The sequence below is a fragment of the Aeromonas sp. 25-AL00135 genome, assembly GCF_054052385.1.
In genome coordinates this window covers 1-14,034 of the sequence record NZ_JBSTYQ010000002.1, presented here as the reverse complement: position 1 = coordinate 14,034, position 14,034 = coordinate 1, and the positions used below count along the sequence as shown (strand labels likewise).

The window sequence follows — 14,034 nt, the reverse complement described above, 5'->3', positions numbered from 1 at the left end:
TCACTCTCCCTCTCTCATCGCGGCTGGCAATAAAACCAACCCTATCGTGCTATCCGTGCCGGGCCACAAAATGGCTGATGGTCGCCGCTGCATGCTGCATATTCTCCTGCTCACTCACGCCACTGGTTTTACGCGGTTTGAAACCATGATCACCATCGGTCAACCAATGGACCGATACGGCGGGTGAGAAGGGGAAATCGGCCAGTTCGGCGCGACTACCGAAGGTGTCGCGCTCCCCCTGCAACAGCAGGGTTGGCACTGCAATATGCTTGAGTACCTCGCCTCGCCAGCTGTCGGGCTTGGCCGGAGGGTGGAAAGGATACCCGAGAATGAGCAATCCTGCAGCATTCATCTCACCCTTGCCTTCACGATAGAGTTCCGCCGCCATCCGCCCGCCCATCGACTTGCCCGCCAGAAACAGTCGTGGATGGGCAAACTCGCGGATCATGTCGCGCCAATAGGCTAGCAGCACAGGTGCTCTGTCCGGCGGGCGGCGCTTGCCATCCTGTGCACGCTTTGTCATGTAGGGAAAGTTGAAGCGCACCACTTCGATGTCGGGGCCAGCCAGCAGACGTGACAACTCGGCAAGAAAGGGGTGATCCATCTCCGCGCCTGCCCCGTGGGCCAGCAAAATGCGAACGGGGGCATCAATTGCCCCCTCGCGGATCACATCAGGCATCGGCGAGCCTTGCCCTGCGACGCGCCTCTTCCTGCTCCACCAGCTCCAGCATCCAGTCGCGGAAGGCAACGATCTTGCCCTGATCCGACTGTTGCTCCTGGCACACCAGATAGAAAGCATTTTTGCTCACCAGCACCTGCTCGAACGGGCAGATAAGGCGGCCGGCCTCAATCTCGGGTTGTGCCAGCACGCTGTGGCCAAGCGCCACCCCCTGGCCGTGGATCGCCGCCTGGATCACCATGGTGGAGTGGCTGAAGATGGGCCCCTGATTGACGTTAGGTGCATCGATGTCGAGCTGGCGGAACCACGCCTTCCAGTCGCGGCGGGAGGTATCGTGCAGCAGGGTATGAAGAGTCAAATCTTGCGGCGTACGCAGCGGTTTGGGCCCGGTCAGCAGCAAGGGGGAACAGACCGGGATCAGGTATTCGGTATGCAGCTTGTCCGAGCGCAGACCCGGCCAGTTTCCGCGCCCGTAGTAGATGGCCACATCCACATCGTCGGTGAGCGACCCTTCGTCGAGATCGACCGCCTTGATCCGCACGTCGATATCGGGGTGGCGCTCGCTGAACTTGACCAACCGCGGCACCAGCCACTGGATGGCGAAACTCGGCTGCAAACTGACAGTCAACGCCCCCTTGGCACTGCGGGCCAGCAGCTTGTCGGTCGCTTCCGAGATGGAGGCAAAGATGTCCTTGATATCCAGAAAATAGCCCTGCCCCTCTTCGGTCAGCAACAAGGAGCGGTTTTTGCGGCGGAACAACTTGATGCCAAGATACTCCTCCAGCGCCTTGATCTGGTGACTGATGGCAGCCTGAGTCACAAACAACTCTTCTGCTGCGCGGGTAAAGCTTAAGTGACGAGCCGCAGCTTCAAAGGCCTTGAGGGCATTGAGCGGGGGTAAACGACGAGACATGACACCAGCCGACGATGAGTTTTTCTAATGGGGCGCATTATAATTTGTCGGTTGCGGGTCGACCAGTGAATAAACATAATTCGCCCAGCAATCAGTCGTCATATGGCTCACATTTTCTACTACGTGTTGGTTTACATGTGTTTTTAGTGAGCCTTTCGACTGTGATTGTGGTGTTGTGTTTCTTCCTCTGCGGGAAGAGGGGCTCAAATCTCACCGGTTTGACCCAGTCTGTCATCTGAATGTGTTTGGCGCCTCCAGCTGGATGGCGCCTTTTTTCATCCCTTCTATACCTTGAACTGCCCCACCAGCTGCTGCTGCTTGTCCGCCAGCGCAGAGAGCTCGCGACCATTTTCGGCGGAGGTCGCCGCCTCGGCCCGGATGGTATGGCTCACATCACGAATGTTGCTGACGTTGCGGTTGATCTCGTCCGCCACCCGGCTCTGCTCCTGTGCCGCCCGGGCAATCTGCTCGTTCATCTGATGGATGGTGGAAACCGACTGGATAATCTGCTCCAGCACCTGCACCGAGAGATCCACCTTGGCGAGGGTCTCGTCAGCCTGACCATGACCATCGCGGATCGCCTTGACCACTGCACCGGTACCGGATTGCAGTTGGCTGATCAGGGTCTGGATCTCGACGATGGCATTCTGGGTGCGACCCGCCAGATTGCGCACCTCATCGGCCACCACGGCAAAGCCACGGCCCTGCTCACCGGCCCGCGCCGCTTCAATAGCCGCATTCAGCGCCAGCAAGTTGGTCTGCTCGGCAATTCCCTGGATCACGATGAGAATGTCATTGATGTTGTCGCTGTTGGCCGAGAGCCGCTCCACCACCGGCTGGGCATCGTTGATAATGGTCATCAGCTTGCGCATCGCCTCCTGGGTGTCGGCAACGACATATTTGCCCTCTTGCGCCGCGGCATCAGTGGTGTTGGCAGCCGCCACCGCCGAGCCGGCATTACCGGAGACCTGCAACGCGGTGGCGCTCAGCTCCTCAAATGCCGTCGCCACCAGATCGATCTCCTGATACTGGGCCTGCATGCCACTGCTGGTGCGCTCGGCCACTTGCGCGGCTCGCTCGGCACTGTTGCGCGTACCGGAGACGGTATCAATCACCTGACTGATGGTGGATTGCAACTTGTTGAGGAAGCTGTTGAACCACTTGGCCAGCTCGCCGATCTCGTCTTGCCGCTGGATCTCGATACGCTGGGTCAAATCCCCCTCACCACTGGCGATATCCTTAAGGCGGGCAACTACAGCGCGGATGGGTGCCACAATCTGGCGCGCCATCAACCAGATAAAACTCAGGGCAACCAGCGAGATCAGCACTCCGATCGACAGCTGCGAGACCACGCTGCGATTGGCTTCACTGGCCAGCTCATCTTGCAATTGCTGGGCCGAGGCCAGCACTACGGCCCGTGGCAATTCAATGTAGATGCCCCATTTACGGTCGGTGCCACGCATGGATACCGGGACAAAGGTCTGCAACAGGGTGCCATCGCTGCTCCAGCGAGTCAGCTCCTGACCCTGACTGAGCCAGCCTTTCAGCTCACTGGCCAGCCCCTGATACTTCTGATCCAGCCCACGCCCCATGGTCACATCGAACTCATCGGCTCCCGCCACGCGCCCCTCGTGACTGACCAGCAATATTCTGCCCTTGCCGTCATAGAGCTCCTTGTCCATGGTGCTGACCAAACTCTGCAAAGTGGCCAACGAGATATCGACCCCGACCATCCCCAGCAAGGTCCCCTGCTCCAGCAGCGGGACCGTCACCGAGGTCATCAATATCTGTTTATCACCCACATCGTCCAGATAGGGCTCCAGCAGGCAGAGGGCACGGGTGCGAATGCTGCAGCGATACCACTCGTTTTCGATGCCACCAGCCTCGGTCGGGCTCTCATCGGCCAGTACATCCTCATTCTGCACTTCCGGCTCTATCTTGCCGTTGTCGTAGGCCCAGTAACTGGAAAAACGACCCTTGTCGTTGGAACCCAGCGCCGTTGAGCCCTGATAGTTGCTGTCTTCCCCATCCAGCTGATCAGGCTCGAACACCGCATAGACACCAAGCAGATTGGTCGATGAGGCAACGGCATCGTGCAGTTGCTGATTGACGGCGCTGCGCAGCGCCTCCGAATGGACAAAGTTCTCAGCCGCATTCTTGCGCTGGAACAACACGCTCTCCGCCAGCAAACTGGCGCGGAAATAGGCCTCATCGAGATAGCTGGTCACCTTGGCCGCCTGCTCCGAGCCCATCGCCTTCATCCAGTTCTCGGCAGACTGCTGCGCCTCGTGCATGGTGGCTTGCCGCACCTGTTGTTGCATCTTGTTCGCGTTGTAAATCGAAGAGGCAACCAGAGCGGCGGCTGTCACCAACAGACAGCAACCGGCGATCAGGGTAATCCGACCCTGGACAGAAAGAGCGCTCATGCCAATATTCCTACGTCATACAGATATGGATAGATTATCGACTTTATAAACAAAAACTTAACTCTCTCACAGCAAATCCAGCGAGAGTTGATTAACTTCACCCTCTTTTGGCAAACCCACCACCAAGCCCAGCAGGCGAACCGAACGCCCTTGCGCCCGCTGTAGCCCCTCTTTGAGCAGGGGAACGAACAAGGCTGGCTGATAGCCACCCTGACTGCGATAGACGGTGGTCTGGTGGAAATCGGCAAACTTGAGCTTGATTCCCTGCCCCATCACCTGCTCGGCAGGGCACGCCAGCTGAAATCGCCGCTCCAGCTCCGGCAGCAGTTGCTGCAATACCGTCAGGCAGGCGGCTTCGTCACAAACATCGCTCGCCAGGGTGGTCTCCACCCCGATGGTTTTGCGGATCCGGTGCGCCTGCACCGGCTGTTCATCCAGCCCCCAGATCCGGGTCGTCAGCATCTCCCCCAGCTTGCCAAAACGACTGCACAGCTCTTGTGCCGACAAGGCCCGCGCATCCTCACAGGTGTAGAGCCCCTGCGCCTCCAGCCGCTCGGCGGTCTTGCGCCCCACCCCGGGCAGTTTGCCGAGGGGCAACTGGCAGACAAACTCGGCCACTTCGTCGGGACGAATGACAAACAGACCATCAGGCTTGCGCTGCTCCGAGGCGAGCTTGGCGAGAAACTTGTTGGGGGCGACCCCGGCCGAAGCGGTCAATCCCAGTTCGGTGACGATGGCTTGCCGGATCTCTTGCGCCATCAGGGTGGCGCTGCCGCCACAGCAGCGACTGTGGGTCACGTCGAGGTAAGCCTCGTCCAGCGACAGCGGTTCAACCTGATCGGTATAGCGGAGGAAAATGGCCCTGAGCTGACGAGAGATATCCTTGTACACCGCCATTCGCCCAGGGATCAGTACCAGCGGCGGGCAGAGTTTTTTCGCCAGGGCGCTCGGCATGGCGGAGCGCACCCCGAACCGACGCGCCACATAGTTGCAGGTCGAGATGACGCCGCGCCGCTCGGAGGCCCCACCGATGGCGAGCGGCACCTCCCGCAATGCCGGATTGTCCCGCATCTCCACCGCGGCAAAAAAGCAGTCCATGTCGATATGGATGATCTTGCGCATACCACTGTATAAATAAACAGACATGGCATCATCTTACCCCAAGGATAACCGCGGCTCTATCTCTCTCGTTGCGGCTAAAATAGTAGACTCCAAGGAGACCTTTACCACCACAATGACAAGGAGCTTTCGGGATGAAATATCTTTGGTTGGGACTCTGTTTGCTGCCGTTGACCGGCATCGGCAAGAACAACCCGACAGCAGAGTGCCGCTGGCTGTACGACCGGATTGAGATACTGGAACAGGCCATCAAGAAAGGGGACACACTCGGCACAGAGCAAGAGTTGTCACGCTGGCGTGAAGAGTTTCGCAAGAAGAAGTGCAAACAGTACGACTACTGAGCCGGACAAGATGGCGTGACCGACAACGGCAGATAACAAACGGGCCCCGATCAAGATGACCGGGGCCCGGTTTTCAAAGCATGGCTAGTTTGATTCAGCAACAGAGTGCGCTCAAGGCAGCACCATAGGGCCAGCCACGGCGGTAGCCACATCATCCCCACGCAGCACCCGAACCAGTTCAAGCGCAAACTCGATGGCACTGCCCGGACCCTGGCTGGTGATAAGGCGATGAGCCTCATCCCTGACGACCCGCTCATGTGACAGTTGCGATGTCGGTAGTCGGGACTGAAAGCCGGGATGACAGGTGACGATGGCATCATCCAGCAGAGCGTGATGTTGCAACACCACCACAGGGGCGGCGCAGATGGCTGCGCGCCAGCGACCAAGAGCGGCCTGCTCTTTGAGCCGTTCGATGGCCAGCGGGGTATCGCGGATCACTTCGCTGCCGGGCAAACCACCGGGTACCACGATGGCTTCAAAGTCCCGACGGGTCAGCTCGTCGATATGACAATCAGCCACCAGCTGTACCCCGCGCGATGCCTTCACCTGCCGCGATCCGGCTGGGCAACAAGAGGCCAGCACCACCTCGATGCTGGCGCGCACCAGGATATCGACAATCGCGACCGTCTCTATCTCTTCCGACCCGGGGGCCACCAGCACCAGTACACTCACGTTCGCCTCCTTGCAGCTTGCTCTGCCATGTAAAAGATCAGACGGCCTGACTCTTCTCTTTAATCGCCTGATAGAGACCCTGATTGACCGGTACGGCAATGCCATGCCGGGCAGCCTTGGCCAGCAGGAAGCCGGTGATGGCCTCAATCTCGGTCTCGCGTCCCAGCTCCATATCCTGATGCATGGAGGAGTAATTGTCAGCGGTCAGTTCCACCACTGTCATCACCCGACGCTGCAACTCCTCTGCCGTTGTTGCAACTCCTTCGGCGCACATCACATCCGCCACCTCCACACAGATCTGCTGCAGGGCATCGGCAAAACGGGGGCCAGCCAGCTCGCCGTTTTTCAGCTTGTAGAGGGCCGTCAGGGGATTGATGGCACAGTTGATGGCCAGCTTTTGCCACTGGCGTGCCACTATCTGCTCATCCCAACCCGCCTGACCCAATGCCTGCGCCAACTCATCTGCCAGTGATGCATGAGCCTTGGCTGCCTCGTTAAATGGCCCCAACCAGGTTTCCCCCTTGCCGGTATGACGGAACACAAAATGGCCCGCTTTCATGGCACCATGGCTGGTCACCCCTGCAATCACCGGGTTATGCGGAAACATCTGGACCACCTTCTCGGCAATCCCCATCCCGTTGTGCAGCAGTACGATCGGCACGCCAGCATCCAGATGGCCAACCAGTGGAGCCAGGGCGCCAACCACCTGACTGGCCTTGGTCATCACCAACAGACGCTGGATTTTTCCCGGCTGGCCGGCAAATGCACGTTCGATATTGAGCAGCTGGACATGCCCCTCCAGCGAGGTGAAATCGATCCCCGGATGGAGCGTGGACTTATGATGTTCGCGCAACAAGACACGGGTAGATTGACCGCTCTGGGTCAGCAGGGAGGCAAAAACGCCGCCGAGGGCGCCACAACCCAACAGCGACCACTTCGGAGTAACGGGTGGAATAACGGGCTGTCGGGAATTCTTTAATCCGCTTGGCATGGTGTGACTCTGTCAGGGTAAGGGTTGCAATCCTCTCAACCTGTTACCGGGGATAAGTGAAGATGTCGCTGGTGGACACTAACGGGTCCACCCGTCCTGTGCGCAGGGGATTCTAGCAGAGCAACCCCATCAAAATCAGCAAATTTGCCCGTTTTCTGGTAGATTTGCCCCCCGATAACGCAACATGAGGAGCTCCGGCTATGCCGTCATTCGATATTGTCTCTGAAGTCAAAATGAACGAGGTGTTGAACGCTGTCGACAACGCCAATCGTGAACTGGCCACCCGTTTCGATTTTCGTGGGGTAGAAGCCAGCTTCGAGTTGAACAAGGAAGAGGTAAAACTGGAAGCCGATGCCGATTTCCAGCTCAAGCAGATGGTCGAAATCCTGCGCGGTGCCCTGCTCAAGCGCAACATCGAAAACAGCTCCATGGAAGTGGGTGACTCGGTTCACTCCGGCAAACGCTTCCACCTGACCGTCAAGTTCAAACAGGGGATCGAGAAAGAGATCGCCAAGAAGCTGGTCAAGCTGATCAAGGACTCCAAGATCAAGGTACAGGTCGCCATCCAGGGTGATGAAGTACGTGTCACCGGCAAGAAGCGTGACGATCTGCAAGAGACCATGGCACTGGTCCGTGGCGCCGAACTGGGTCAACCGATGCAGTTCCAGAACTTCCGCGACTGATTTATCCACTCAGCCGTGGCGCACTTGATGACTCGCGCCACGCTATCTAAGTCGCGGCCATAAAAAAACCGGAGCAGATGCTCCGGTTTTTTGTACCCCAAGTTTTATTAGAACTTGTAGGTAACAGAGAAGTAGTGGCTGAAGCCGGTGCTCTTCCAAGGAGTACCATCGAATGCAGTGGAACCATCTTTGGTACCATAAGCATCCATAAAGTACTTCAGACCGTAACCAACGGCATAACGATCGGAATGCCAGTAGATACCGTGGAAAGTAGCCAGGTTGTCGCTGGTACGGTCAGCACGGTCATGGGTATCCAGACCGAACTGATAATCCAGATAGCCTTGGTAGGAGACAAAGCTACCATTGCCGAAGGTGTAGAAGGGCTTGAACCAGTTCATGGAGAACTGATAACCGTTCCAGTCGCCTTCTTCTTGAGTAAAGAACTGGTTCTCAGTGGAATGACGGGCATACAGGTTCATGCCTACCTTGCCAAACCAAGGAACCATCACATCGGCGCCCAGACCAATCTGATTTTCCATCTGCTTGTCGCCGACGTTGTTCAGGTTAGCAATGTAGAGCTCTTGCACAGGACCAAAGGAGAGATCTTTACCGGTCAGAGCATCCAGAGACATGCGCGGCGCAAACTTCATGAACAGGTTCTGACCATGGTGTTTGTTGCTGTGGCGGGAGTCGAAAATATCGAATACGTCGACATAGCCGTACAGATCAAACAGGCCGGAGCGACCACCGAATTCCATTTCAAAATAGGTATCGTTGTAGTCCTCTTCACCGGTGGTGAAAGGGCGCTGGTCGATGGTGTGCATTACGTTGAACTGCATCCACTTGTAGTCATTCTTGTGGATATCACCGCTGTAGTCAGCAGCGAAGGCCGGGGTAGCGGCAGCAGCCAGCAGACCGGCAGCGATCAGAGTCTTGGTAAATTTGGCCATTTTATTGGTCTCTTGTGCGTTAGTTGAGGTTTTCCGTAGCCTGCCCACAAGGAGCGAGAGGGATTCTAATCAAATAAAATTGGGGGTGAAACAACTTCTCGGGAACTTTATCCGGAAGTGTGAATCTAATCACCCCCGATTCTACGCAAACGCTTGCTATTTGTCAGCCGTTGAGAGCAACTCACTCCCTTTTCTGGCGACAAGCACAATCAACAACAACACCGGCAAGCCCAATAAACTGGTTCCGACAAAGAAGGCACTGTAGCCAATCTGCTCCACAACCTGCCCGGAAAAACCGGCCAGCAACTTGGGTAGCAACAACATTACCGAGCTGAACAGGGCGTACTGAGTGGCCGAAAATGCCACATTGGTCAGGCTGGAGAGATAGGTCACGAAGGCTGCGGTAGCGATACCGGCACTGAGGTTGTCGAGGGAAATGATCAGCGTCAGCAGTTCCAGATTGTGACCAACCTGATTGAGCAGGGCAAACAGCAGGTTGGTGCTGGCGGTGAGCAGCGCCCCCAAGAACAGGATGCGCAGCGTGCCGAAGCGCATCACCAGCACGCCCCCCAGGGCCGCTCCCATTAACGTCATGATGACGCCAAACACCTTGGTAATAGTCGCAACCTCGGTCTTGCTGAACTGCATATCCACATAGAAGCTGTTGGACATCACCCCCATCACCACATCGGCAACCCGATAGCAGGCGATCAGAGCCAGGATCAGCAGCGCCGAGCTGCCATAGCGACGAAAGAAGTCGGCGAACGGACACCAGACCGCCTCATAGCCCCAGGCCCCCGCGCTCGCCAGCAGCGCAGGCCACCCTTTTTCCAGGAGCAGCGCCTTGCGTTCGGCCTGTTGCTTGCCCTGCTCGGCCAGATCGATATCCGGCTCGTGGCAAAACAGCGTGGTGATGACCCCGAGTGACATCAGACCCGCCATCACCAGATAGGTAATCTGCCAGCCACGATAGTCATAGCCGCTGTTGCTGCCAAACCAGGCTGCCAGCGCCAGCGCACCGGCGCCCGCCATGATCATCGCCAGCCGGTAACCGGTCATGTAGGAGGCAGCCATCGCCGCCTGCAGCCGCTCGGGGGCGGATTCAATGCGATAGGCGTCGATGACGATATCCTGCGTGGCCGAGGCAAAAGCCACCAGCAGGGCAAACATCGCCAGCTGGGCCAGCTCGGTCTTGGGATCGCAGAACGCCATGCCGACCAGCGCAGCGGCAATCAGCAACTGGGAGAAGAACATCCAGCTACGGCGACGCCCCAGCAGCGTGGAGAGCAACGGCAGCGGCATGCGATCCACCAGCGGCGACCACAGCCATTTAAAGCCATAGGCGAGCGCCACCCAGCTCATATAGCCGATATCGGTCAGGCTGACATCGGCCTCGCGCAACCAGAATGAGAGGGTACCGAACACCAGTAGCAACGGCAGACCCGATGAAAAACCCATGGCAAAGAGAATAAACACCCGAAATTCGAGATAGACGGCGAGGGACTCTCTCCAGCTTGGTTTGCGGATCATGTTCAACTACCTGACGACTTTGGAAAAGTGCGTCATTTTGGCAGGTTGATGGCAGATAGCCAAGGCGAGCAAAGAGATAGGCAAAAGAAGTCCGGATAGAGAAAAGGCCCATCCCGAACGGGATGAGCCTTGTATTGTGACCTGACGAGGGCGAGGTGACGAGCAGCGTCCGGCGAGAGTTACTTGCCCGCTTTCTTGTCGACTTTCTTGTCTGCCGGCGTTTCTGCCAACAAGACCACCTTCTTCAGAATGATGGGACTGGTCGGCACATCGTTGGCACGCAGAATGGGGCTGTAACCCGTCTGTACCTGAGCCAGCTTGTCCAACACCTCCATCCCCTGAACCACCTGACCGAACACGGTATAACCCGCAGAGCCACCGGCGTTGAGGTTATTGTTGTCGACCAGATTGAAGTAGAACTGGCGAGTAGCGCTGTCGACCGCCTGGGTGCGGGCCATGGCGATGGAGCCACGCTTGTTGGGCAGACCGCCGCGCGACTCGTTGACCACAGGCTCATAGGTTGGCAGTTGCTGGAACTGCTGGTTGTAGCCCCCACCCTGCACCACGAAATCCTGGATCACCCGGTGGAAGATGCTGCCGTCATAGCTGCCATCAGCCACGTAACGCAGGAAGTTCTTCACCGTCTGGGGCGCCTGCTTGGACGCCAGCTCCACCACGATATTGCCGTGGTTGGTCTCCATTCTGACTTTCGGGCCTGCGAACGCCAGCGGGGCGATCAGCATGGCCAGCAACCAGAGTTTTTTCATCATCAGATCCCTGCACCGTTCGGTTGACCTTTCAGGTAGCCGCGCAGTGCGTCATCAGCCATGATCTGCTGCAGCACGCTACCCAGTTGCAGGTTCAGTGTAGACTCCAGGTCGGCCATGCTTGGCTCGCTCGGGCTCTCCTTGCTGGAGGACATGTTGAACTGCTTGGTCAGACGGTTGCCCTGGAAATCAGCGATCACCTGCAGGCTGACGCGGGATTTGGTGACATAGGTAAAGGTCTTCTCTTCCACATTGACTGCAGCGTTGGAGATCACCAGCGTCAGGTTGGTGGTGCCACTGTTACCCACTTCCAGACCCTGGCTGCGCAGCCCTTCGGCCAGCCGCTCGGCCATCAGCAGGTTGAGCGGACGCTCACTGTTGACCAGCACGGGGGCTTTCTCTTTATGTTTGATGGAGAAGACGTAGGCAGCCTCACGCTTGTCTACCCCTTCCATGGTGATGCGATTGCCAGAGTAGTATTGCTGGTTGGCGGGGATCACCTGCGGATTGAGCAGTGCCGTCTCCGGCCAATGAGTGGCACACCCGCCCAGCATCAGGGCGGCCAGCAGCAAGAGTGACTTTTTCATCATGGTTTCCTTTGGCTTTAGCGTTTGATGGCTTTCAAAATAACGAATTTGCTGTTCGACGCAACGACTTGTGCGTTGGCAAACAAGCGCTTGAGTTTGTTGTGATAGTCCAGATGACGGTTGCCTACTATCCAGAGTTCACCCCCTTGAGGCAACACCCGGTGCGCATCGCTGAACATCTGCCAGGCGATATGATCGGTGATCGCCTGCAGCTGATGGAAAGGAGGGTTGCAGAGGATCCGATCCGCCGAGCCGACCGCCACCCCGTCGAGACAGTTATTGACCATAAAGCGGGCACGCGGCAGTGCATCAGGCAGATTGTGCTCGACGTTGAGCTGTGCCGAGGCGACTGCCATATAGGATTCATCGATAAAGGTCACCTCCACCTCGCTGTCTTTGGCGAGCAGCGACAGACCCAGCACCCCGTTGCCACAGCCCAGATCGATCACCTTGCGGGCACTGTGGATGGGCAGGTTGTCCAGCATAAAGCGGGCACCGATATCGAGACTGGTGCGCGAGAAGACATTGGCATGGTTGTGGATGAGCATGCCACTCCCCTCCAGCGGCCAGACAGTCGGGAAGGGGTTGGCCAGCGCGGGACGTTCTGCCTGCGGCTCGCAGTGAATGAGGCGCGCCTTCTTCCAGGCCAGCGAGGTACGGGTAGGCCCAAGATACTTCTCAAACAACTTGAGGGTGGAGGTATGAATATCCTTCGCCTTGCCGGCAGCGATAACGCGGGTTGCCGGTGTCACTACCGCACGCAATGCCAGCAGTTGCTGCTCCAATAGAGCCTGATATTTGGAGACCTTGATCACTACCAGCGCAGGGGCATCGGGCAGCGGCGCCAGCGCATCCTGCAAGCGAACCCCGTCTGCATCCAGTCCGTTTTCGGCCAGATTGGCCAGGGTCGCCCGCTCACTGATGTAGGAGTCGGTGACGCAGCAGGGGGAGTGCGGATGCAGATAGGCGGCCAGCGCGCCAAAACCGTCATTCATGATGATGACGGGGCCCGCCTGCTCGAGGGGAGACTCCGCCAGGGTGTTGATCAGATATTCGTCAGCCGCATCCCAGGCTTGCAGGGGCTCCTGACTCTGGCGCGGATAGCGGTAGAGCGTGAGCTGGCAATGGGGAGTGTCGAGAAGGGTTTGCATAGGAAGAGTCCAACCTCGGCTTGATTCGTGTATACAGGCGCCAGGGGCGACGCAAAGTGGCGCTATTCTAGCGAGGAGCAGGAATTTCACCAGTTCGATGCGCATCAAGGGGGCAACTGACGGGTGATTTCCCTCTTACGGGGGCTTATTCCATCCCGCGACTGCCGATAGAATGACCCGACATTCACTCTGGAAGCCGATCCGATGACCATCCAACAACTGATTGAAGCCAAGCTGACCGCCGCCCTCTCCCCCACCGTGCTGGAGGTGATCAACGAGAGCCACATGCACCGTGTGGAACCGGGATCTGAGAGCCACTTCAAGGTGGTGATCGTCAGCGAGCAATTTGCAGGGCAGCGGCTGCTGGCCCGTCATCGTCAGGTCAATTCGGTGCTGGCCGACGAGCTGGCCGGTGCCGTTCATGCACTGGCGTTGCATACCTACACCGAGACCGAGTGGCAGGAAAAAGGCCACGCCCCGCGCACCCCGAGCTGCGTTGGCAAACCGTCGCTCTCCTGAAACCGGTTGTACCACAGGATTCCCCTCGAGAACCTGCCAACAAAAATTAAACATATTTCCCCCATTGGCCCCGAAAAGGCTACATCCAAGGGGGTATATTTCGGCATCAAGGCTTTTTGCTGATAGTGGAGACAACGGCAAATACCCCCATCGAGGTATCGAAATAAAAAAACCTTTAAAACCACTACTTACAAGGTGTCAGGGGCTTATTCATTGCAGGTTAATTTTGTGATGGCACGGGGATTTTGCCCATTTGGCATGGCAGAAAATGCACCTTAAGTGGTAAACTCAAGCGCTTTTGAGTGAGCCTGCATGTTGAATAATTGTTGAGCCTGCCCACCTGGCGCAACCACAACATCGACTCATTCAACCACCCGTCGTGATGTATTTCTCGGCGCTAACCAACCTCTCCCGTAACGGTAGTGCAAGTAAGTATGATTACAATCAAAAGAGGACTGGACATCCCCGTGCTGGGTGCGCCAGAGCAAGTAATCTACGATGGCCCCGCCATCACCCGTGTTGCGACACTGGGCGAGGAGTTTGTGGGGATGCGACCTACTATGTTCGTCAAAGTAGGTGATCGCGTCATCAAAGGTCAGGATCTTTTTGAAGACATGTCTAGTCCTGAAATAGGTTTACACATTTTCAACTAGCATTTCTCTACTCAGAACCCCCTATGTACTGCATCGGGGGTTCTGTATTTCAA

Annotated in this window: 14 protein-coding genes and 1 pseudogene; 4 read left to right on the top strand and 11 right to left on the bottom strand. The window is 57.3% G+C overall.

Annotated features, from left to right (window positions below):
* Positions 1-49 precede the first annotated feature (49 nt).
* From ACW5XC_RS01630 to dinB, 4 genes are all read right to left on the bottom strand, one after another.
* Positions 50-679: an alpha/beta family hydrolase gene (locus ACW5XC_RS01630; protein ID WP_042053249.1), complete on the bottom strand. Its 630-nt coding sequence runs from the start codon at positions 677-679 to the stop codon at positions 50-52.
* Complete coding sequence (locus ACW5XC_RS01625) at positions 672-1,592, bottom strand: transcriptional regulator GcvA (protein ID WP_005338622.1); 921 nt, start codon at positions 1,590-1,592, stop codon at positions 672-674. The genes ACW5XC_RS01630 and ACW5XC_RS01625 overlap by 8 nt, the downstream gene beginning before the upstream one ends.
* Before the next feature lie 284 nt (positions 1,593-1,876).
* Entirely contained in the window at positions 1,877-4,018 is a 2,142-nt protein-coding gene (locus ACW5XC_RS01620) for a methyl-accepting chemotaxis protein (RefSeq protein WP_042053248.1), read from the bottom strand.
* A gap of 66 nt (positions 4,019-4,084) precedes the next feature.
* Positions 4,085-5,140, bottom strand: a complete 1,056-nt coding sequence (gene dinB / locus ACW5XC_RS01615; RefSeq protein ID WP_031227617.1) for a DNA polymerase IV — start codon at positions 5,138-5,140, stop codon at positions 4,085-4,087.
* 131 nt (positions 5,141-5,271) lie between these two features.
* On the opposite strand from dinB, the gene ACW5XC_RS01610 reads away from it, so the two are divergent.
* Positions 5,272-5,478: a hypothetical protein gene (locus ACW5XC_RS01610; RefSeq protein WP_019445898.1), complete on the top strand. Its 207-nt coding sequence runs from the start codon at positions 5,272-5,274 to the stop codon at positions 5,476-5,478.
* A gap of 111 nt (positions 5,479-5,589) precedes the next feature.
* Here ACW5XC_RS01610 and ACW5XC_RS01605 read toward each other — a convergent pair whose 3' ends face one another.
* Both ACW5XC_RS01605 and ACW5XC_RS01600 read right to left on the bottom strand, forming a co-directional pair.
* Positions 5,590-6,150: a DJ-1 family glyoxalase III gene (locus tag ACW5XC_RS01605; RefSeq protein ID WP_042053247.1), complete on the bottom strand. Its 561-nt coding sequence runs from the start codon at positions 6,148-6,150 to the stop codon at positions 5,590-5,592.
* A gap of 37 nt (positions 6,151-6,187) precedes the next feature.
* Complete coding sequence (locus tag ACW5XC_RS01600) at positions 6,188-7,141, bottom strand: ketopantoate reductase family protein (protein WP_042053246.1); 954 nt, start codon at positions 7,139-7,141, stop codon at positions 6,188-6,190.
* Positions 7,142-7,341: 200 nt separating this feature from the next.
* Between ACW5XC_RS01600 and ACW5XC_RS01595 the strand changes: the two genes are divergently transcribed.
* The gene (locus ACW5XC_RS01595; RefSeq protein ID WP_005338634.1) at positions 7,342-7,824 is read left to right on the top strand and encodes a YajQ family cyclic di-GMP-binding protein; all 483 of its coding nucleotides are present in this window, start codon (positions 7,342-7,344) and stop codon (positions 7,822-7,824) included.
* Positions 7,825-7,931: 107 nt separating this feature from the next.
* On the opposite strand, the gene ACW5XC_RS01590 is transcribed toward ACW5XC_RS01595, so the two are convergent.
* The 5 genes from ACW5XC_RS01590 to ACW5XC_RS01570 all read right to left on the bottom strand — a co-directional run bounded on the left by ACW5XC_RS01590 (position 7,932) and on the right by ACW5XC_RS01570 (position 12,809).
* Positions 7,932-8,774, bottom strand: coding sequence for a nucleoside-specific channel-forming Tsx family protein (locus ACW5XC_RS01590; protein WP_042053245.1), 843 nt, complete (start codon positions 8,772-8,774; stop codon positions 7,932-7,934).
* Between the two features lie 156 nt (positions 8,775-8,930).
* Complete coding sequence (locus tag ACW5XC_RS01585) at positions 8,931-10,310, bottom strand: AmpG family muropeptide MFS transporter (protein WP_042053244.1); 1,380 nt, start codon at positions 10,308-10,310, stop codon at positions 8,931-8,933.
* 173 nt (positions 10,311-10,483) lie between these two features.
* A complete protein-coding gene (locus ACW5XC_RS01580) occupies positions 10,484-11,071 on the bottom strand; it encodes a peptidylprolyl isomerase (RefSeq protein ID WP_042053243.1) in 588 nt (195 codons plus the stop codon).
* 2 nt (positions 11,072-11,073) lie between these two features.
* On the bottom strand, positions 11,074-11,658 hold the full coding sequence (locus ACW5XC_RS01575; protein ID WP_042053242.1) for a YajG family lipoprotein: 585 nt from the start codon (positions 11,656-11,658) through the stop codon (positions 11,074-11,076).
* Positions 11,659-11,675: 17 nt separating this feature from the next.
* On the bottom strand, positions 11,676-12,809 hold the full coding sequence (locus tag ACW5XC_RS01570; RefSeq protein WP_042053241.1) for a methyltransferase: 1,134 nt from the start codon (positions 12,807-12,809) through the stop codon (positions 11,676-11,678).
* A gap of 204 nt (positions 12,810-13,013) precedes the next feature.
* Here ACW5XC_RS01570 and ACW5XC_RS01565 point away from each other — a divergent pair, with 204 nt between their 5' ends.
* Positions 13,014-13,328, top strand: a complete 315-nt coding sequence (locus ACW5XC_RS01565; RefSeq protein WP_042053239.1) for a BolA family protein — start codon at positions 13,014-13,016, stop codon at positions 13,326-13,328.
* A 434-nt stretch (positions 13,329-13,762) separates the two neighbouring features.
* Positions 13,763-13,960, top strand: a pseudogene (locus tag ACW5XC_RS01560) (NADH:ubiquinone reductase (Na(+)-transporting) subunit A); the annotation flags it as partial.
* Positions 13,961-14,034 lie beyond the last annotated feature (74 nt).